Genomic DNA, 19,033 nt, shown 5'->3' with positions numbered 1-19,033 from the left:
TACAGGCAAATCGCTTTCATCTCTAAATAAGATCCGCCGCGCGCATCATTCCCCCAACTCGCGCGCAGGTGGGCAAGCGCCTCAGAGGCGACAATATTAACGGCGGATTGGGCGGTGGTAGCGGCGCAATCCGCCGTTTCCATGTCAAGGTGGCAAGTGAGGACAGGCGGGTGGGGAGACGGTTCAGAGGCGAGAGCACCCAGAAGGTGGACAGCAAGGGGCGGGTTTCGATCCCCGCAACCTTTCGCCGTGTGCTTGAAGCCGGTGACCCTGACTGGGTGGAAGGCAAGCCCGCGAACCTGGTGATTGTGTATGCCGACGAACGCCGCAACTTCCTCGAATGTTATACGATGGACGCGATCAGCGAGGTCGATAGCAAGATCGCCCAGATGAAGCGCGGTTCTCCTGCGCGCGTGTACATGGAGCGCATCTTTAACGGGCAGTCCATCGACGCCAGCGTTGACGGGACCGGACGACTGGTGTTGCCCAAGAAAGCACGCGATAAAATCGGGTTGGAAAACGACTGCGAGGCTTTCTTTATCGCCAGCGGCGATACATTCCAGATATGGAAGCCGGAGACGTTCGAGGCTAGCCAATCCATCAATGTCGATGAGTTGTTCGAAGGGCTGCCGGAAGGGGCAGATCCGCTGATGCTTCTGGATCAGGAGGGCTGAGCCATGTGTGCCAGTCCTGCCAAGAAACCCCATATCCCGGTTCTTCTTCGCCCGATCATTGAGCGGTTGTCGCCGATTGAGGGCGTCTGGCTTGACGGCACCTTTGGCGCGGGCGGCTATAGTGTCGGATTGCTCGATGCGGGCGCGGCGAAGGTCATCGGTGTAGATCGCGATCCGCTGGCTATCGATATGGCCGCGCCGCTGCTGGATCGTTGGAAGGGTCGGTTGGAACTGGTGCAGGGGACGTTTTCGGAACTTGACCGATACGCACCTGACCCGTTGGACGGCGTCGTCCTGGATCTGGGTGTCTCGTCGATGCAGCTTGATATTGCGGAACGGGGGTTTTCCTTTGTGCGTGACGGTCCGCTCGACATGCGGATGAGCCAGAACGGGCCGAGTGCAGCTGATCTGGTCAATGAGCTGGACGAGGCCGCCTTGGCCGACATCCTGTTCCAGTATGGCGAAGAACGGGCCTCGCGGCGCATTGCCAAGGGTATAGTGGAAAGCCGTAAGGACGACCCCATCACGACGACGGGACGACTGGTATCAATCATCGAGGACTGTCTGCCGCGTGCGAAGCCGGGGGGCAGTCATCCCGCGACACGCAGCTTTCAGGCGCTGCGCATCGCTGTCAACGACGAGTATCGCCAGTTGATTGCCGGGCTGGAAGCAGCCGAACGCGCGTTGAAGCCAGGCGGTAAGCTGGCGGTGGTGACCTTTCATTCCAGCGAGGACCGCATCGTGAAGCGGTTCTTGCAATCCCGGGCGGGAAAAATGGGGGGCGGCAGTCGACATGCCCCAGCGCAGGAAGCGGTGCCGCCACAATTCGATCTGCTGAGCAACAAGGCCATTCGTCCCGATGATGAGGAAGTGAACCAGAACCCGCGTGCGCGTTCGGCCTCGCTGCGTATTGCTGTGCGAACGGACGCGGCACCGAGTGACGCGGGCCGCAAGGGGCTTGGTCTTCCACGCCTGAGCCTGGAGGAATAGCGCATGCGGATGTTCCTGGCGATTGTGATGGGCGGTGCGGTCCTCCTGCTGGCTTTCTGGGCCTATCAAGAAAATTACCGCACGCGGCATGCATTGTCCGAGGTGCGCAAGGTCCGCAGCGAAATCAGCCTGCTGCGCGAGGAGCTTGGCGTGTTGCGTGCGGAATGGGCCTATCTCAATCGTCCTGAGCGCCTTCGTCAGTTGGCAGAACTGAACTTCCCGAAACTGGGCCTGCTGCCGATGACACCGGATCAGTTCGGGCGTTTGGACCAGATCGGATATCCGAAGCCGCCGGAATTGATCCCGGAAGATGGCGGGTTGAACGGGGAGGAAAGCGATGACTGATCGCATCCCCCGCAAGGAAGCGCCACGCAGCCCGCTACGTCCGCTTGCGCGAATTTTGCGTGCCCGCGACAAAGGTGAAAACCCGGACCTGATCGAACGAGAAAACCTGCGCCGTCGGCATGAGGTGATGCGCGACAAGTCGCGGCGCCGCTCCGAAGGGCGCTTGCTGGCACTTGGCCTCTTCTTCATTGCGGGATTTGTTGTCGTCGGCGTACGCATGGGCGAATTGGCGACCAGCCTGCCGGCAGAGCCCCGGCTTGCCAATGGTGCGCACATCACCAGCGCACGGGCCGAGATCGTGGATCGTGAAGGTCACCTGCTGGCAACCAATCTGGTGACGCAGGCGCTTTACGCTCATCCGCAGGAAATGGTGAACATTCCTCATGCGTTGTCCGAATTAAAACGTATCTTCCCGGATATCGACGAAGCAAAGCTTCGCGACCAGTTCAGCGGTAAGCGCAAATTCGTCTGGGTTCGCAAAACATTGTCGCCTGAGCAAATCCAGCAGGTGCATGATATCGGCGAACCGGGCCTGTTGTTTGCTACGCGAGAAATGCGGCTCTATCCGAATGGCCGAACCGCGGCGCATGTGCTTGGAGGCGCAAGCTTCGGTAGCGAAGGTGTGCGGGCGGCCGAAGTCATCGGTGTTGCGGGTGTTGAGCGGCAATTTGATGAAAGGCTTCGCGATCCCGCGCGATTGGCCGAGCCGCTGGAACTGTCTCTCGACCTGACCATTCAAGCGACAACGCGCGAGATCCTTCAGGGCGGGGTGAAGCTGTTTGATGCCAAGGGCGCGAGCGGCATCATCATGGATATCGATACGGGTGAAATCGTTTCCATGGTGTCACTGCCCGATTTCGATCCGAATGAGCGACCGGTTCCGTTGACATCGGGTGATCCGGGCGACAGCCCGTTGTTTAATCGCGCGGTTCAGGGCGTCTATGAGCTGGGCTCGGTTTACAAGATTTTTGCCGTCGCTCAGGCGATGGAGCTGGGCCTTATCAACGCGAACACTATGATCGATACGCAAGGGCCGATGACTTGGGGTCGTTTCCGTATCCGCGACTTCCACGATTACGGTCCTCGGCTGACCGCCTCCGACGTGATCGTAAAGTCCTCGAACATCGGGACTGCGCATATCGCGCAGATGATTGGACCATCCCGTCAACAGGCGTTTTTCGAGCAGATGGGTTTCTTGAAGGCTACGCCCGTCGAATTGTTTGAAGCCGCGTCCGGGCGTCCATTGCTTCCGTCCAAATGGGGGGAACTCGCGTCCATGACGATTTCCTATGGTCACGGCTTGTCCACCAGCCCAGTGCATCTGGCCTCCGGCTATGCGACTTTGATCAACGGCGGAACTTTGGTAACGCCAACGCTGCTGAAGCAATCCGGGCGTCAATTGGGGCCGCGTGTTGTGTCAGAAAGCACATCGTCTGAAGTTCGCGAAATGCTGCGTGCGGTGGTGAACAAAGGCACTGCCTCCTTTGCGAAGGTCGAAGGCTATGATGTTGGCGGCAAAACCGGCAGCGCAGACAAGCCCAAACCTACGGGCGGATATTACAAGAATAAGGTTGTGGCTACCTTTGCGGGGGCTTTCCCCATGAGTGATCCGCAATATGTTGTGGTTGTCACGCTGGATGAGGGATCGCAATACATCGCCGGTGAAAATCGTCGAACCGCAGGCTGGACGGCCGTTCCGGTAGCGGCAGAACTGATCCGTCGCGTCGCGCCCTTGCTTGGCGTGCGACCAGAGATTGCACCGCTTGCAGAGTCTGGGATACGAGAAGCTCGGAATACGCAATAAGGACACTCCTGCATGACTGTGGAGCACAGGAAAACCCTGTCCGAACTCGGGCTGACCGCGCTCAAGGCGTCTGATCCGGAGATCACGGGCCTCGCGGTGGACAGCCGGACAATCCAGCCGGGCTATCTGTTTGCCGCGTTGCCGGGAACGCGGGTGCACGGCGCTGAATTCATCCAGTATGCCGTGCGCATGGAGGCCGCTGCCGTTCTGACGGATCGCAACGGATTGGAAATCGCCCGCGATGTTCTGAAAGGCACAGACATCGCCGTGGTTGTCGCAGAAGACCCAAATCAGGCCTTCGCCTATGCGGCGGCTCTGTGGTTTGGCGAACAGCCTGAATGCTGCGTTGCGGTCACCGGAACGAACGGCAAGACATCGGTCGCGACGTTTCTGCGGCAGATTTGGCAGATCAACGGCGTCCGCGCGGCCAATCTGGGCACAACTGGCATCCAGGGCGATTATGAAGCGGCCCTTCAGCACACCACACCCGCACCGTTGACCTTGTATTCCCACTTGTCGGCAATGGCCCATGCGGGCGTCGATCATGTCGCGATGGAGGCGTCTTCGCACGGCCTGGAGCAGCGCCGCCTCGACGGTGTGAGGCTCGTGGCGGCAGGCTTCACGAACTTCTCGCAGGATCATCTGGATTACCACGAGAGCTTCGAAGCCTATTTCGAAGCGAAGTTAGGGCTGTTCACCCGCGTTCTGGGCGAAGACGGGATTGCCGTCGTCAACATCGATGACCCTAAAGGGGCCGATGTCGTAGCCGCTGTCGAGGCGCGAGGGCAGGAAACGATCACGGTCGGGCAGGAGCAGCACGCCCAGTTACGGATCGAGCGGCAGCGTTTCGATGCCACGGGTCAAGATCTGCGCTTTAACTGGCAGGGCCGTCCGCAACTTGTGCGCCTGTCGTTGATCGGCGGTTTCCAGGCGAGCAACGTCTTGCTGGCCTCGGGCTTGGCCATTGCCGCAGGGGCTGATCCTGAGGAAGTCTTTCAGGCTCTGCCCAGGCTTGAAACGGTTGCGGGGCGCATGCAGCTTGTTGCTACGCGAACCAATGGCGCGAATGTATTCGTAGATTACGCCCACACACCGGATGCGCTGGAGACCGCTTTGGCCTCGTTGCGACCGCATGTTATGGGGCGCATCGTCGTCGTCTTTGGTGCGGGCGGGGATCGCGATACCAAAAAGCGTAAATTGATGGGTGAAGCGGCGGCCCGTCATGCGGATGTGCTGTTTGTCACCGATGACAATCCGCGCAGCGAAGACCCTGCTGCCATTCGCAAAATGGTTCTCGAAGGCTGCCCCGAGGCTCATGAGGTCGGTGATCGCGCCGAGGCCATCCTGCGAGGTGTCGATACACTGGAGCCGGGGGATGCCCTGCTGGTCGCAGGCAAGGGACATGAGACTGGTCAGACCGTGGGCGACGTCGTCTATCCCTTTGATGACGCAGAACAGGCCAGCATTGCCGTCGCTGCACTGGAGAACGAGCTGTGAGTGCGCCGCTATGGACCGCAAGTGAGGCGCGCGCCGCGACCGGTGGTGAGGCGCAGGGCGATTGGACTGTCAGCAGCATCTCGATTGATACACGCGAAATCGAACCTGGTGCATTGTTTGTCGCCCTGACCGACCGGCGCGATGGCCATGATTTCGTTGCCGATGCGCTGGCAAAAGGCGCTGCTGCGGCGCTCGTGTCGCGTCGTCCGGAAGGTGTTGCCGAAGACGCGCCTTTGCTGATCGTTGAGGACGTGATGGACGGGCTGCGGGCGTTGGCAATTTCCGCGCGAACACGCCTGAAAGGGCAGGTTATCGCGGTCACAGGCTCGGTCGGGAAGACGTCGACCAAGGAAATGCTGCGCTGCATATTTGCCGAAGCAGGCAAGGTCCATGCCGCCGAGCGGAGCTTCAACAATCATTGGGGGGTGCCGCTGACCTTAGCGCGTTGTCCCGCCGATGCTGACTTCGTGGTGATCGAGATCGGGATGAACAACCCCGGAGAAATTGCACCGCTGTCGGATATTGCACGGCCGGACGTGGCGATGGTCACGACGGTCGCGCCAGCGCATATGGCTGCGTTTAGCTCGGTGGACGATATCGCACGGGAAAAGGGGCAGATCATCAGCGGGCTGGTCAGTGGAGGCGCCGCTGTTCTCAACGGCGACGTTCCGACCGCATCTATCCTAGCGGGGATCGCGCAAGACAAGGGCGCTCGTGTTGTCTGCTTTGGCACGGGCGATACCCATCAGGCGCGGCTGCTGGACATGTCACTGACCGACATGACCACTGAAATTCATTGTGATGTAATGGGGCAAACCATTGCCGCGAGCTACCAGGTACCCGCGGAACACTTCGCGCTGAATGCAGTGGCTGCGCTGACGGCGTCCTCGCTGTGCGGCGTTGCCTTGGACGTGGCTGCCATAGGTCTCGCCAAATGGACACCGCCTAAGGGCCGTGGAACGCGCGAGACGGTTGTGTTGTCCGATGGTGGGCAGTTAGAGTTGATCGATGACGCTTATAACGCCAATCCCGTGTCGCTGGCCGCGTCATTGCGCGTGCTTGCGACCTCGGAACCAAAGGGTGGGCGGCGTGTAGCGATCCTTGGCGATATGCTGGAACTGGGCGGTGACGAAAACGCGGTACATGCGGCCATTGCGGAACTGCCATCGGTTTCGTCCATAGATGTGATCCATTGCGTCGGATCGTGTATGGCGCATCTGTGGCAGGCGCTGCCAGATAGCAAGCGAGGCAGGTCGGTCGAAACGTCGGATCAATTGCTCGACGAACTGCCCGAATTGGTCAGTGCTGGCGATATCGTGCTGCTGAAAGGCTCACTCGGCTCGAAGATTGGAATATTGGTTGACGCGCTGCGGCAAATCGGAGAAGCGCGCGCATCGCATTTTCGGAGACAAGTCTAGATGCTCTATTGGTTGACCGCATTTTCGGACGGGGGGGACCTGTTCAACCTGTTTCGCTATATCACGTTGCGAGCAGGCGGTGCGTTCTTCACCGCGCTGATTTTCGGTTTCGTCTTCGGACGCCCGCTGATCAACCTGCTGCGCAAGAAACAGCGCAATGGTCAGCCGATCCGCGATGACGGGCCTGCGAGTCATCTGGAAACCAAATCCGGCACCCCGACGATGGGCGGTGTGCTGATCCTTGGTGCGGTGATCTTGTCCACGTTGTTGTGGTCGCGGCTGGACAATCCCTATATGTGGATGGTGTTGTTGGTCACGGTGGGTTTCGGTGCTATCGGGTTTGCCGACGACTACGCCAAGGTCAGCAGGAACAACGCGAAGGGCGTGCCGGGCAAGGTGCGCCTATTGTTGGGATTCCTGATCGCCGCCTCGGCGGGGATATGGGCCGCTTGGGTGCACCCAGCGGAACTTTCAGGTCAGCTCGCGATGCCTGTCTTCAAGAACCTGCTGATCAATCTGGGTGTGTTCTTCGTGCCGTTCTCGATGATCGTGATCGTTGGAGCCGCCAATGCGGTGAACCTCACGGACGGGCTGGACGGCTTGGCCATCATGCCGGTGATGATTGCGGCGTCAGCGCTTGGCGCGATTGCCTACACCGTCGGGCGCGTCGACTTCTCGGAATATCTTGAGGTCCACTACGTTCCCGGCACGGGTGAGTTGCTGATCTTCGTCGCAGGGCTGATCGGCGGGGGCTTGGGCTTTTTATGGTATAACGCACCACCGGCCGCCGTTTTCATGGGTGATACGGGTTCGCTCGCTCTTGGCGGTGCACTTGGTGCGATCGCTGTCGCCACCAAGCACGAGATCGTTCTCGCCATTGTCGGCGGCCTGTTCGTGGTCGAGGCCCTGTCCGTGATCATTCAGGTTCTGTACTTCAAACGCACCGGAAAACGTGTCTTTCTAATGGCGCCGATCCATCATCATTTCGAGAAAAAGGGTTGGCAGGAACCTCAGATCGTCATCCGCTTCTGGATCATTTCGCTGATCCTGGCGCTGATCGGTCTGGCCACACTGAAAATCCGCTAAGGTCCCTTTATGGGCATGGGAGGCTGCATATGATCCCTGTTCGAGGATATGAAGGCCGCCGTGTCGCGGTGTTGGGATTGGGCCGGTCGGGGCTGGCGACGGCGCGGGCACTTAAAGCCGGTGGGGCTGAGCCTGTGCTCTGGGACGACAGCCCCGAAGCGCGCAGCAAGGCCGAGGTAGAAGGTTTCGAATGTCGTGATCTGACGAAGCAGGACGGCTTTACGGGGGTCGAGGTGCTGATCGTTTCACCGGGCATCCCCCATCTCTACCCCAAGCCAAACCCGGTTATCGCGGCCGCATGGGCTGCGCAGGTGCCTGTGGACAACGATGTAGGGCTGTTCTTCCGGTCGTTGGCAACAGATGAATGGAACAGGTTCGAGACCCTTCCGCGAGTGATTGCGGTGACTGGCTCGAACGGCAAGTCGACGACATCCGCGCTGATCCATCACTGTCTGGATCATGCCGGGCGACCTTCGCAGTTGGCGGGCAATATCGGGCGGGGCGTTTTGGACATTGATGCGCCAGGCGATGGCGATGTCGTCGTGCTTGAACTATCGTCCTACCAGACCGACCTGGCGCGTTCGCTGACACCCGATATAGCCGTGTTCACCAACCTGACCCCGGATCACCTGGACCGCCACGGAGGCATGGGTGGCTACTTCGCCGCGAAGCGGCGGCTGTTTGCAGAGGGCGGACCGGATCGCGCAATCATCGGTGTGGATGAAAATGAAGGTGCTTACCTTGCGAACCAGCTAGCCGAAGGGCCGGGCGATGACCGCGTCATACGCGTGTCGGTTTCTTGCAAGCTCGATGGCGAAGGATGGAACCTGTTTGCTCGCAAGGGCTTTCTGAGCGAGTACCGCAAGGGACGTCAGGTTGCGAGCATAGACCTGCGCAACCTGCCGGGACTGCCGGGCGTCCATAACCATCAGAACGCCTTGATGGCCTATGGCGCGCTGCGAGGCCTGGGATTGGCACCGCGCCTGATCGAGCAGGGCTTTCACAGCTTCGCGGGTCTTCCGCATCGCAGTCAGACGGTCGCGCAGATCAACGGCGTGCGATTTGTCAATGACAGCAAAGCCACCAACGCCGATAGTGCGGCGATGGCCTTGCGTGCCTTCCCGAATATCCGCTGGATCGCGGGCGGGCTGGGCAAGGATGGGGGTATCGCCTCGCTCACTGGCGAAATGGACCATGTCGTGAAGGCCTATCTGATCGGTCATTCGGCGCGTGAGTTTGCATTGCAAATTTCCGATGTGCCGCATGAGATCTGCGAAACAATGGATATCGCGGTCCGCAAAGCGGCCGCCGATGCTGAGCCCGGTGATACGATCCTGTTGGCCCCTGCAGCAGCGAGTTTTGACCAATATGCGGATTTCGAGAAACGCGGCGAGGATTTCACGCGGCTCGTCGAAGAACTTGACGGCCAGTGAAGAAATGCCGACGCTCGTTGTTTTTCTGGCTTCACGTGACCTGATCGGCTAGTCTGTCCGCAAGCCCGACCATACGGGCAGGCAGAGGCAGACGAGCAGGTGTTCCCATGACGGAGATGGTTCATGGCGCACTCCCTGAATCCGGGGGTGAACCGCTGCTACCGAAGTGGTGGCGCACGATAGATCGCTGGACGCTGTTCTGTGCGTTCTGCCTGTTTGCCATCGGCTTGCTTCTGGGGCTGGCGGCTTCGCCGCCACTGGCCGAGCGTAACGGACTGTCGAACTTCTACTACGTGCAGCGGCAGATGCTGTTTGGTGCCATGGCGATGTTCGCCATGCTTATGTGTTCTATGCTCAGTCCGCAGCAAGTGCGGCGGGTTGGCGTCATCGGGTTCTTGGTTGCCTTCGTCGCGCTGGCGTTGTTGCCCATCTTCGGCACGAATTTCGGCAAGGGCGCGATCCGGTGGTACTCGCTGGGCTTCGGCAGCGTCCAGCCGTCTGAATTTTTCAAACCGTTCTTCGTCATCCTGATTGGCTGGTTGATGGCGGGCAGTCAGGAAATCAACGGTCCACCGGGCAAGTTGATGTCTTTCGTGCTGACCATTGTCGTCGTCGGCATGCTCGCATTGCAGCCGGATTTCGGGCAGGCCTGTCTGGTGCTGTTCGCTTGGGGAATTGTCTATTTCGTGGCAGGCGCACCGATGATCCTGATGCTGATCGTCGCGGGTATGGTCGTTGGTGCGGGGGTCTTCGCCTATGGCGCTTCCGAACACTTCGCCCGACGTATTGACGGCTACCTGTCCGCTGAAATCGACCCGACGACGCAGATCGGCTATGCGGCAAACGCCATTCAGAATGGCGGCATCTTCGGAGTCGGTATCGGCGAGGGAGAGGTCAAATCCTTTCTTCCGGACGCCCACACGGATTTCATCATCGCGGTGGCCGCCGAGGAGTATGGCTTAATTCTGGTGCTGTGCATCATCTTGCTTTTCACTGCAATTACCGTGCGGTCACTGATCCGGCTTCTGAAAGAGCGTGATCCGTTCGCTCGCTACGCGGGTACCGGGCTGGCCTGCGTGTTGGGCATGCAGGCGATGGTGAACATGGGAGTCGCCGTGCGACTGCTGCCAACAAAAGGGATGACCTTGCCCTTCGTGTCTTATGGTGGTTCGTCGGTGATAGCGGCGGGGATTACCGTCGGGATGTTGCTTGCACTCACGCGCAATAGACCTCAAGGACGCATCGCTGATGTGCTGACCGGAGGTGGACGATAGATGGATGCGCCCTTGCTTGTGATCGCGGCTGGTGGAACCGGCGGGCATATGTTCCCCGCGCAGGCGCTGGCCGAGGAGATGTTGTCGCGCGGCTGGCAAGTGCGCCTGTCCACCGATGAGCGCGGTGCGCGCTACACCAGCGGCTTCCCGGATGCGGTCGAGATACAGCAAGTGCCATCGGCTACGTTCTCGCGCGGCGGTGTGATCGACAAGGCCAAGGTACCGTTCCAAATTCTGGCAGGGGTCGCGTCGGCGGTAATGCGGATGCGGAAGGAAAAGCCGGCGGTCGTTGCGGGCTTCGGCGGTTACCCGTCCATTCCTGCGCTCGGGGCGGCGACGCTTCTGAATATTCCGCGACTGGTTCACGAGCAAAATGGTGTGCTTGGCAAGGTGAACGAAAAGTTTGCCACCCGCGTCGAAACCGTCGCTTGCGGTGTTTGGCCTACAAAGCTGCCCGATGGGGTTTATGGCGAACACACCGGTAATCCGGTGCGTGGCGCGATCCTTGAGCGGGCCGGTGCACCTTACATTCCCCCTGGTGATTATCCGATGAGCCTTCTGGTGATCGGTGGCAGTCAGGGTGCGCGCATACTGTCTGATGTCGTGCCGGATGCTGTCGCGCAATTGCCCGATACGTTGCAGGGAAATCTGCGTGTGGCACATCAGGCGAGGGCAGAGGATCTTGATCGCGTTCGGCAGGCCTATGATGAGGCAGGTATCCACGCCACTGTCGAGCCGTTTTTCCACGATGTACCCAACCGTATGGCGGACGCGCAGCTTGTGATTTCGCGGGCGGGCGCATCGTCGGTAGCGGACCTTTGTGTGATCGGGCGGCCGTCGATCCTGATCCCCTTTGCAGCTGCCGTATCGGATCACCAGGCGGCTAATGCGCGTGGGCTCGTCGCCGCTGACGCGACCGTCATGATTCCGGAAAGTAAACTTGATCCCGCCAGCCTTTCCGAGCATATCGCAGCGATCCTGCAAAACCCCGACGCAGCGGTGAAGATGGCGCATGGCGCGTTGGCGCTTGGCAAGCCCGATGCTGCGCAAAGACTTGCGAGAATTGTCGAGCGGCTGGCACAAGAAGGACAGGACCGATGAAGCACTGGGAGGCGCAAATGAACGCCGCAACGAAACTACCGCTGGAACTCGGCGCGATCCATTTCGTGGGTGTCGGCGGCATCGGCATGTCCGGAATTGCCGAGGTGCTTCTCGATCACGGCTATCAGGTGCAAGGATCCGATCTGAAGCAATCCAAGATTACGGATCGTCTGGAAAAACTGGGCGCGAAGGTTTTCATCGGACAGAAGGCGGAGAACTTGACCGAGGCTGAAGTCGTCGTGATTTCGTCTGCTATCAAACCGGGTAACCCTGAACTGGACGAAGCGCGCAGGAAGGGGCTGCCGGTGGTGCGCCGCGCCGAGATGCTGGCCGAACTGATGCGGCTGAAATCGAATATTGCCGTCGCTGGAACGCACGGTAAGACGACCACAACCACGATGGTTGCCACGCTTTTGGATGCGGGTGGGCTGGACCCGACCGTGATCAATGGCGGGATCATCCACGCCTACGGCTCCAACGCACGGATGGGGCAGGGCGAATGGATGGTAGTAGAAGCCGACGAAAGCGACGGCACGTTTACGCGGCTTCCCGCGACAGTTGCAATCGTGACAAACATCGACCCGGAGCACATGGAGCACTGGGGCGACTTCGACGCGCTGCGCAAGGGCTTCCACGATTTCGTTTCGAACATCCCGTTCTACGGGTTGGCGGTGTGCTGCACTGACCATCCAGAGGTGCAATCTCTGGTCGGCAAGATCACGGATCGGCGCGTCGTTACCTTTGGTTTCAACGCGCAAGCCGATGTGCGCGCGGTGAATCTGCGCTATGAGGCGGGTGTTGCGCATTTCGACATCCATCTTCAGAACGAAGATCAGGTGATCACTGATTGCTCGCTGCCCATGCCGGGCAATCACAATGTGTCCAACGCGCTAGCTGCGGTGGCGGTTGCGCGCTATTTGCGGATGACCAAGGACGATATCCGCTCTGCGCTGCAAGGCTTCAAGGGCGTAAATCGTCGTTTCACCAAGGTAGGCGAGGTGGATGGCGTCAGTGTTATAGATGATTACGGTCATCACCCGGTCGAGATTTCAGCGGTGCTCAAAGCCGCGCGTCAGGCGGCATCGGGTCGTGTGATCGCTGTGCATCAACCGCATCGCTATTCCCGTTTGCATTCGCTGTTCGATGACTTCTGTGCCTGTTTCAACGATGCTGACGTGGTTGGAATTGCAGAGGTTTATTCCGCAGGAGAAGACCCGGTCGAGGGCGCGACGCGGGAAGATCTGGTCGCAGGGCTGGTTCGCCACGGCCATCGTCATGCACGGGCGGTTCTGAGCGAAGATGATCTGGAGCGGCTGGTGCGCGAACAGGCGCGGCCGGGCGACATGGTCGTCTGTCTCGGAGCGGGCACGATCAGCGCATGGGCAAACAATCTGCCGGAGCGGCTGGAAAAGAAGTGATGTCTGACACGGTCACTCTTCCCGCGGTGCGAGGTCGCCTGACGTCGCAAAGATCTCTGTCTGAACTGACATGGCTGCGTGTTGGCGGGCCTGCCGACTGGCTGTTTCAACCCGCTGACGAGCAGGACCTGTGTGATTTCCTTTCTGCGCTCGATCCCGACATTCCGGTCTTCCCGATGGGGGTGGGATCGAACCTGATCGTGCGTGATGGCGGCATTCGTGGTGTAGTGGTTCGTCTGGGCCGTGGTTTCAATGGTGTTGAATTTGACGGCGAGACGGTAACGGCGGGCGCGGCGGCGCTGGACGCACAAGTGGCCAAGCGCGCGGCCTCCCAAGGTCGTGATCTGACATTCCTGCGCACGATCCCCGGCACAATCGGCGGGGCTTGTCGAATGAATGCGGGCTGCTACGGCAGCTACATGGCAGATGTGTTTCTTGAGGCGCAGGCCGTTACCCGTTCTGGAAAACGGATGACGCTCGGTCCTCAGGATATGGGGTTTGCCTATCGCCACAGCGAGGTTCCACCCGACTGGATCGTGACGCAAGTGACTATGAAAACACCGCGGGGTGATCCGAATGATTTGCAGCGACGCATGATCGACCAGGTTGCCAAGCGCGACGCAACTCAGCCCACCAAGGACCGCACGGCAGGATCAACCTTTCGCAACCCGGCGGGTTTCAGTTCCACCGGACGAGCCAATGACACGCATGAATTGAAAGCGTGGAAGGTTATTGACGAGGCAGGGATGCGCGGCGCGGCGCTTGGTGGCGCGCAAATGTCGCAGATGCATTCCAACTTTCTGACCAATACAGGTGCCGCTACGGCAACAGAACTCGAAGCACTTGGCGAAGAGGTTCGAAAAAGGGTTTTCGAGACCAGCGGAATAGAGTTAGTCTGGGAAATCATGCGGGTCGGTGATCCAGCTTAAGGATTCCGTAACCGCTTGGGCGGAAACGCTCATACAGCAACCCGGAAAAGAAACCGGGACACGAGAAGAGCAGCGGGCAAAACCAGCCCGAAACAATGAGGCAGGGTATGTCCATCATGACAGAACCCTTGGTGGCGGTCCTTAAAGGCGGGCCGTCGGCTGAGCGTGAGGTGTCGCTATCTTCGGGGCGCGAATGTGCTGCGGCACTGAGAACCGAAGGATTCCGTGTCGAGGAAATCGATTGCGGGCCGGATCTGGCGACTCGTTTGTCCGAGATGAAGCCTGACGTTGTTTTCAACGCGCTACATGGCCGCTTTGGAGAAGATGGCTGCGTTCAGGGGTTGCTGGAATGGCTACAGATTCCCTACACGCACAGTGGCGTACTCGCGTCCGCCACTGCCATGGACAAGCAACGGTCCAAAACGGTTTTCCGGGAGGCGGGTCTGCCCGTGCTCGACAGCCGCATCGTGTCCGCTGAACTGGCGCAGCGTGAACATGCCATGCTGCCGCCATATGTCGTGAAGCCCAACAATGAAGGATCTTCGGTCGGGGTCTATCTGGTGCATGAGGCCGCGAATGGCCCGCCGCAGCTGGCACCAACCATGCCGTCACAGGTGATGGTCGAACAGTTTGCGCCCGGTCGGGAACTGACCACGGCTGTTCTGGGCACCCGAGCGCTGACGGTGACAGATATCTATGCGACCGGCTGGTATGACTATGACGCAAAATACAAGCCGGGTGGCTCGCGCCATGTGGTCCCCGCAGATGTTCCCGAAGAGGTTTTTGAGGCCTGCCTCGACTATGCGGTTCGGGCGCATCGGGCGTTAGGCTGTCGCGGTTTGAGCCGCAGCGATTTTCGTTGGGATGAAAGCCGGGGCCTCGATGGACTAATTCTGCTGGAAACGAATACGCAGCCGGGTATGACGCCCACGTCCTTGGCACCCGAACAGGCGGCGCATAAAGGTATCGGATTCGGGGAGCTGTGCCGCTGGATTTTGGAGGACGCCTCGTGCGGACGCTGACCGCAAGCCGCGGAGAAACGCTGCGTCGTGATCCGGCGCCGAGCCGTCTTCAGTATCGTGTGACGCGCCTTTGGTTGTCGCCCTCTTTCCGCCGTTTTGTCACTTTTATCCTGCCGGTGTTTCTGCTCGTGTTTCTTGGTGGTGTTTATGTGGCACAGCCTGCGCAGCAGAAGATGTTCCGGGAATGGGTCGGACAGGTGAGGGCCTCAATCGAGGCACGTCCCGAATTCCAGATACGCCAGATGTCTATCACGGGGGCATCGCCGGTTCTCGCAGATGAAATCCGTCGTCGCGTGCCGGTCGAGTTTCCGGTCAGTTGGCTGCGACTGGATAAGGACCAGATCAACCAAACGATTTCATCGCTCGATGCGGTGGAAAGCGTGCGGGTCAATGTCGAACTTGGCGGCGCGCTTCGTCTGAACGTCACGGAAAGAACGCCCGCGATTTTGTGGCGCGACCGTTCGGGGCTGATGATCCTGGATGGCACGGGCCACCGCATTGCTTACATCGACCGTCGAGAAGGCCGACCTGATCTGCCGTTGATCACGGGCGATGGTGCGAGCGCTGCCGTTCCCCAGGCGTTGGAGCTTTGGGAGTCGCTTGGCCACATCAAAAACCGTGTCCGCGGTCTGACTCGTCAGGGAGAGCGGCGTTGGGATGTGGTTCTGGATCGTAACCAGATCATCCAGCTGCCCGAGAGCGAGCCTGTTCGCGCCTTGCAGCGGGTTCTTGCGATGGATGCGGCAGCGGATGTTCTGACCCGTGATGTGGTCGCGGTGGATATGAGGGTCGCCGAGCGCCCGACGATCAGACTCGGACCGGACGCAATGGAATATCAGCGCACAACACGCGCGTTTGAGAAGGGGCTGGCAAGTCAATGACAGAATTGTATCAATCCCAACGTGCCATGCGGCAAATGCGCAAAGCCGCGATGCAGCGGGGAGTCGTCGCGATTCTTGATATCGGCACCGCGAAGGTGACGTGCCTGATCTTGCGCTTTGACGGTGAAGCGCGTCCGAAAGTGGATGGTGTCGGATCGATGGCCGGGCAATCACGCTTTCGTATCATTGGCGCGGCAACGACTCGGGCGCGGGGCATGCGTAGCGGCGAGATCGACACCATGCCGGAAGCGGAGCGTGCGGTGCGAACCGTCGTTCAGGCGGCGCAAAAGATGGCTCAGGTCCGGGTTGATCATGCGATAGTGTGCTTTTCCGGCGCGCGCCCTCGGTCTTACGGGCTGCTGGGCCAAGTGGATGTGGCGGGGCATGAGGTCGCGGGCAGTGACATTGCCAATGTGCTTGCCAGCTGCGACATGCCTGATATCGGCGCGCATCGAACGGTCATGCATGCGCAGCCCGTGAACTTCGCGCTCGATGGTCGTAGCGGGTTGAGCGATCCGCGCGGACAGGTGGGACAACACCTGACCACGGATATGCATATGTTGACCGTGGATCAGGGCTGCGTGCAAAACATTCTGCATTGTATCAAACGTTGTGATCTGGAACTGGCGGGGTTGGCGTCATCGGCCTATGTTTCCGCGATTTCGTCGATGGTCGAGGATGAGCAGAAACTGGGTGCCGCTTGCATTGATCTGGGCGCGGGGTCGACCGGTATTTCAATCTTCATGCGCGGGCATATGATCTACGGCGACACGGTCCGGTTCGGTGGCGGACATATTACACAGGACATCTCCAAGGGGCTGGGCATTCCGCTGGATATGGCCGAACGGATCAAAACCGTTCATGGCGGTGTGACGGCGACAGGGCGCGACGATCTGGAAATGATCGAGCTCCGCAGCGAAACAGGTGATTGGGAGCATGACCGCCGCGAGGTCAGCCGAAGTGAACTGATCGGAATCATGCGCCCGCGCGTCGAGGAGATCCTTGAAGAAGTGCGCGCACGCCTGGATGCGGCCGGGTTTGACTACCTGCCTAGTCAGAAACTTGTGCTGACGGGCGGCGGTAGCCAGATTCCCGGCCTGCCGGGGCTGGCGCAACGCGTGCTAGGGCATCAGGCGCGGCTGGGGCGCCCATTGCGCGTTCAAGGATTGCCGCACGCGGCTACCGGGCCGGGATTTTCCTCTGCCGTTGGCCTGTGTCTATTTGCCGCGAACCCGCAGGATGAGTGGTGGGATTTCGACATCCCCGCTGACCGATTACACCCCCGCCCGCTCCGCCGTGCGGTCAAGTGGTTCAAGGAAAACTGGTAGAAAGCATCCCAAGTTTAACGCGACAGTAAGAATGTCGCGAAAAATTGCCGAAAAGTGGTGGATTTTGCCAGTTTCGCCACTTTTTGTGGTGACGATATGCCTGCTCATAGGTAAGCTGGCGTCAATAAGGCAGTCGCGGGCGCAAAAGTCCGCAAAAATTATACAGGCGGATCCAACTATGACTCTGAATCTGACTATGCCCGAGCAGGAAGAGCTCAAGCCGAAGATTACGGTGTTCGGCGTGGGTGGTGCTGGCGGCAATGCTGTCAACAACATGATCGAAAAAGAGTTGGATGGCGTCGAATTCGTGGTGGCAAACACGGATGCGCAGGCGCTCCAACAAAGCAGGTCCAAGGCACGCGTTCAGATGGGCCTGAAGGTGACCGAGGGTCTCGGCGCTGGTGCGCGCCCAGCCGTTGGCGCGGCGGCGGCTGAAGAATCCATCGAACAGATTGTGGATCATCTGGTCGGTTCGCATATGTGTTTCATCACCGCTGGTATGGGCGGCGGCACTGGGACGGGCGCGGCCCCGATCATTGCACAAGCGGCGCGTGAGCTAGGCGTTCTGACTGTTGGTGTTGTGACCAAACCCTTCCAGTTCGAAGGGTCGAAACGTATGCGCAAGGCCGAGGATGGGGTGGAAGCCCTCCAGAAGGTCGTCGACACGCTGATCATCATTCCGAACCAGAACCTGTTCCGTCTCGCCAACGAGAAGACGACCTTCACCGAGGCGTTTTCGATGGCTGACGATGTGCTCTATCAGGGTGTCAAAGGTGTCACGGACCTGATGGTGCGTCCGGGCTTGATCAACTTGGATTTCGCCGACGTGCGCGCCGTGATGGACGAGATGGGCAAAGCGATGATGGGCACAGGCGAAGCCGAGGGCGAAGATCGCGCCGTTCAGGCTGCAGAGAAGGCCATTGCCAACCCGCTGCTCGACGAGATCAGCCTGAGAGGCGCCAAGGGCGTTCTGATCAACATCACCGGCGGCTACGACCTGACGCTGTTCGAACTGGACGAGGCCGCGAACAGGATTCGCGAAGAGGTCGATCCGGATGCGAACATTATCGTGGGTTCGACACTGGACCCCGATATCCAGGGCGTGATGCGTGTATCGGTCGTGGCAACGGGCATTGATGCCATCGCAAAGGATATCGAAGAAGCGAGCCCGGTGCGTCGCCGGGCGTTGTCCGAGCCGTTGGTCAGCGAAGTTTCGCAGGAGAAAACCGCTCATCAGCCGGAAGCTGCGGCTGCCGTCGAGGCACCTGCCGCGCATGCACCGCAGTCGCGAGTGGGAGAAGAAGAGCCGACATTGTTCCACAATTTGGATACCTCCAGCACCCACCAACCGGTCACAACACAGCGCGATGATGATCTGCCGCCGCCGGCTTACACCCCGCATCCGGAGCCAGAGACGGTTCAGGATGCGCCGGAAAGCTTCGTCGCACCGCGTCCCAACGCGACGCGCGGGCAACCATCCGAGGACACGCTGCGCCGTCTCCAAGCTGCTGTCAGCAAGCAACCTGATCGCAACCCGACGGAGCGACCAGCCCAGCCCAGTGCGGAAATCCATCACGCCGACAAGCAACGTTTCGGCATCAATTCCCTGATCAACCGCATGACGGGGCAGGGCCACGGACATGGCCAAGCCGGTGAGGGACGGGCGCAAATGTCGCGCCCGGCACCGAATATGCAGCCGGTCTCTGAGGATCAGCTGGACGAAGATGCTGAATTGGACCGTATCGAAATCCCCGCATTCCTGCGTCGTCAAGCAAACTGACGTAGCGTTGCATGTAACGAATGTGAAGGGCGGCTTCGGCTGCCTTTTTCGTT

General features: G+C 59.7%; 16 protein-coding genes. All 16 read left to right on the top strand.

Annotation, left to right across the window (positions count from 1 at the left end):
- The first annotated feature begins 170 nt into the window (after positions 1 to 170).
- The 16 genes from mraZ (at position 171) to ftsZ (ending at position 18,980) form a co-directional block, all read left to right on the top strand.
- Positions 171 to 674 (top strand): division/cell wall cluster transcriptional repressor MraZ, encoded by a 504-nt coding sequence (gene mraZ / locus FPZ52_RS07350; RefSeq protein ID WP_146364840.1) that lies wholly within the window; start codon positions 171 to 173, stop codon positions 672 to 674.
- A 3-nt stretch (positions 675 to 677) separates the two neighbouring features.
- On the top strand, positions 678 to 1,664 hold the full coding sequence (gene rsmH, locus FPZ52_RS07345; protein WP_146364839.1) for a 16S rRNA (cytosine(1402)-N(4))-methyltransferase RsmH: 987 nt from the start codon (positions 678 to 680) through the stop codon (positions 1,662 to 1,664).
- Between the two features lie 3 nt (positions 1,665 to 1,667).
- A complete protein-coding gene (ftsL, locus tag FPZ52_RS07340) occupies positions 1,668 to 2,009 on the top strand; it encodes a cell division protein FtsL (protein WP_146364838.1) in 342 nt (113 codons plus the stop codon).
- A complete protein-coding gene (locus FPZ52_RS07335; RefSeq protein WP_146364837.1) occupies positions 2,002 to 3,813 on the top strand; it encodes a peptidoglycan D,D-transpeptidase FtsI family protein in 1,812 nt (603 codons plus the stop codon). Before ftsL ends, FPZ52_RS07335 begins: the two co-directional genes overlap by 8 nt.
- 12 nt (positions 3,814 to 3,825) lie before the next feature.
- Complete coding sequence (locus FPZ52_RS07330; RefSeq protein ID WP_146364836.1) at positions 3,826 to 5,310, top strand: UDP-N-acetylmuramoyl-L-alanyl-D-glutamate--2,6-diaminopimelate ligase; 1,485 nt, start codon at positions 3,826 to 3,828, stop codon at positions 5,308 to 5,310.
- On the top strand, positions 5,307 to 6,728 hold the full coding sequence (locus FPZ52_RS07325; protein ID WP_146364835.1) for a UDP-N-acetylmuramoyl-tripeptide--D-alanyl-D-alanine ligase: 1,422 nt from the start codon (positions 5,307 to 5,309) through the stop codon (positions 6,726 to 6,728). The genes FPZ52_RS07330 and FPZ52_RS07325 overlap by 4 nt, the downstream gene beginning before the upstream one ends.
- Positions 6,729 to 7,814, top strand: coding sequence for a phospho-N-acetylmuramoyl-pentapeptide-transferase (gene mraY / locus FPZ52_RS07320; protein ID WP_146364834.1), 1,086 nt, complete (start codon positions 6,729 to 6,731; stop codon positions 7,812 to 7,814). It begins immediately after the preceding gene.
- 29 nt (positions 7,815 to 7,843) lie between these two features.
- Positions 7,844 to 9,247 (top strand): UDP-N-acetylmuramoyl-L-alanine--D-glutamate ligase, encoded by a 1,404-nt coding sequence (gene murD / locus FPZ52_RS07315; protein WP_146364833.1) that lies wholly within the window; start codon positions 7,844 to 7,846, stop codon positions 9,245 to 9,247.
- A 107-nt stretch (positions 9,248 to 9,354) separates the two neighbouring features.
- Positions 9,355 to 10,521 carry a peptidoglycan glycosyltransferase FtsW gene (locus FPZ52_RS07310; protein ID WP_146364832.1) on the top strand — a complete coding sequence of 389 codons (1,167 nt, stop codon included), beginning with the start codon at positions 9,355 to 9,357 and terminating at the stop codon, positions 10,519 to 10,521.
- A complete protein-coding gene (locus FPZ52_RS07305; RefSeq protein ID WP_146364831.1) occupies positions 10,522 to 11,622 on the top strand; it encodes a UDP-N-acetylglucosamine--N-acetylmuramyl-(pentapeptide) pyrophosphoryl-undecaprenol N-acetylglucosamine transferase in 1,101 nt (366 codons plus the stop codon).
- Between the two features lie 17 nt (positions 11,623 to 11,639).
- Positions 11,640 to 13,040 carry a UDP-N-acetylmuramate--L-alanine ligase gene (gene murC / locus FPZ52_RS07300; protein ID WP_146364830.1) on the top strand — a complete coding sequence of 467 codons (1,401 nt, stop codon included), beginning with the start codon at positions 11,640 to 11,642 and terminating at the stop codon, positions 13,038 to 13,040.
- Positions 13,040 to 13,969, top strand: coding sequence for a UDP-N-acetylmuramate dehydrogenase (murB, locus tag FPZ52_RS07295; RefSeq protein ID WP_146364829.1), 930 nt, complete (start codon positions 13,040 to 13,042; stop codon positions 13,967 to 13,969). Before murC ends, murB begins: the two co-directional genes overlap by 1 nt.
- A 107-nt stretch (positions 13,970 to 14,076) precedes the next feature.
- Positions 14,077 to 14,991 carry a D-alanine--D-alanine ligase gene (locus tag FPZ52_RS07290; protein ID WP_240804312.1) on the top strand — a complete coding sequence of 305 codons (915 nt, stop codon included), beginning with the start codon at positions 14,077 to 14,079 and terminating at the stop codon, positions 14,989 to 14,991.
- Complete coding sequence (locus FPZ52_RS07285) at positions 14,979 to 15,872, top strand: cell division protein FtsQ/DivIB (protein WP_146364827.1); 894 nt, start codon at positions 14,979 to 14,981, stop codon at positions 15,870 to 15,872. Before FPZ52_RS07290 ends, FPZ52_RS07285 begins: the two co-directional genes overlap by 13 nt.
- Positions 15,869 to 17,200 carry a cell division protein FtsA gene (gene ftsA, locus FPZ52_RS07280; protein ID WP_146364826.1) on the top strand — a complete coding sequence of 444 codons (1,332 nt, stop codon included), beginning with the start codon at positions 15,869 to 15,871 and terminating at the stop codon, positions 17,198 to 17,200. Before FPZ52_RS07285 ends, ftsA begins: the two co-directional genes overlap by 4 nt.
- A gap of 178 nt (positions 17,201 to 17,378) precedes the next feature.
- The gene (gene ftsZ / locus FPZ52_RS07275) at positions 17,379 to 18,980 is read left to right on the top strand and encodes a cell division protein FtsZ (protein WP_146364825.1); all 1,602 of its coding nucleotides are present in this window, start codon (positions 17,379 to 17,381) and stop codon (positions 18,978 to 18,980) included.
- The last annotated feature ends 53 nt before the right edge of the window (positions 18,981 to 19,033 follow it).

The organism is Qingshengfaniella alkalisoli (assembly GCF_007855645.1).
In the GTDB taxonomy this organism is placed as follows: Bacteria; Pseudomonadota; Alphaproteobacteria; order Rhodobacterales; family Rhodobacteraceae; genus Qingshengfaniella; species Qingshengfaniella alkalisoli.
Note: the sequence above shows the minus strand (reverse complement) of the source record. Positions and strands in the feature narration are given on the sequence as shown.